We start from the raw sequence: 1594 nt of genomic DNA, 5'->3' as shown, positions 1-1594 counted from the left end.
TCCAGGGTGAGTCCGGCGCGGCGGCGCAGCTCGCGCAGCTGCGGGGCCACGGTGGGCGGCTCGTCCACCATGTCTTCGGGACGGGGGCCTGGGGCGGGACCCGAGGCAGGACCGGAGTTCATGTCCCGATTGAGCCAGGATCCTGCCTTCCTGGCAAACCGCCTTACCTCTGAGGCAATTCGACGGCAGGCGGTGGCCGTCGCCTGTTGTGCGCGCGTTGCCGGGGGCATGCGTCAGCGCGGTCGCGCGGGACCCGTCGCCACGAACCGGGAAGCACCGCACCGCCTGACGCCCGGCGAGGGACGGTGGTCGTATCGATCCGTGAGGGCCGGCCGGCCCTCAGGCGTGTGCCGCCAGGACCGTGTCCACCGTGTCCGCCTCGGACGCGTTCTTGTCCGGGCGGTGGCGCAGGACCCGGGCGAAGCGAAGGGCGACCCCCGCCGGGTAGCGCGAGGAGCGCTGCAGGCCGTCGTAGGCGATCTCCACCACCAGCTCGGGCCGCACCCGCACGGTGAAGCCGTCGTCCGAGGTCGCGAGCGCGCGCAGGGCCTCGGTCTGCCAGCGCAGCATCTCGTCGGTCAGCCCCTTGAAGGTCTTGCCCAGCATGGCGTACGTCCCCTCGGCGGTGCGCGCCCCCAGGTGCAGGTTCGACAGCAGCCCGGTGCGTCGCCCGTGGCCCCATTCGGCGGCGAGGACCACCAGGTCCAGGGTGTGCACCGGCTTGACCTTGAGCCAGTGCCTGCCGCGCCGCCCGGCCGCGTACGACGAGTCCAGCCCCTTGACCACGACCCCCTCGTGGCCGCGGCGCAGGGTCTCGGCCCAGAACTCCTCGGCCTCGGCCCCCTGCTCCCCGGGGTCCTCGACGGCGAGGCGGCGGACCCGCGCGTGTTCGGGCACGAGCGCGGCCAGGGCCGCGTACCGCTCGCGCACGGGCAGGTCGAGGAGCACGTCCTCGCCGAGGGCCAGGACGTCGAAGAAATAGGGGGCCACCGGAAGGGTGCGGCGGGCGGCCTCCACGTCGACCCGGGAGCCGACGCGGCTCGCGATCTCCTGGAAGGGGACCGGCCGGCCGTCGGCCGCCTGTCCGATGACCTCTCCGTCGAGGATGAACCGCTCCCCCGGCAGCGACCGGGCCAGCCCCACCACCTCCGGGACCCGCTCGGTGATCTCGTCCAGGGAGCGCGTGTACACCCGTACGTCGGCCCCGTCCCGGTGGACCTGGACGCGGATCCCGTCCAGCTTCTCCTCCACCGCGCACGGCCCGAGCGCGGTCAGCGCCTCGGCGACCGACTTCGCCGTGCCCGCCAGCATCGGCTGGACGGGCTGGCCCACGCGCAGGGCGACCGTGCCCAGTGCCCGCGCCCCGTCGGCCAGCACGGCCGCCGCAACCCGGGGCAGCGAGCCGTCCAGCATCACCGCCCGGCGCAGATCGGCGGCCGGTACTCCGGCGGCCGCGGCCACGCCCTCCAGGGCCACCGCGTCCAGCGCGCCCTGGCGTACCTCGCCGGACAGCAGGCTGCGCAGGAACGCCTGCTCGGCCGCGGTGGCCCGGCCCAGCAGGTCGGCGACGATCCGGCCGCGCAGCGCCACGGAG

Annotated in this window: 1 protein-coding gene; it reads right to left on the bottom strand. The window is 75.0% G+C overall.

The genetic code is table 11. The annotated features are described in order from the left end of the window. Positions 1–339: 339 nt before the first annotated feature. On the bottom strand, positions 340–1594 hold a 1255-nt coding region (locus tag ACWGIU_RS37505), incomplete at its 5' end, for an ATP-dependent DNA ligase (protein WP_453712526.1).

This window comes from Streptomyces sp. NPDC054840 (assembly GCF_053611065.1).
The sequence above is the reverse complement of the archived record's forward strand: the minus strand, read 5'-3'. Positions and strand labels throughout refer to the sequence as shown.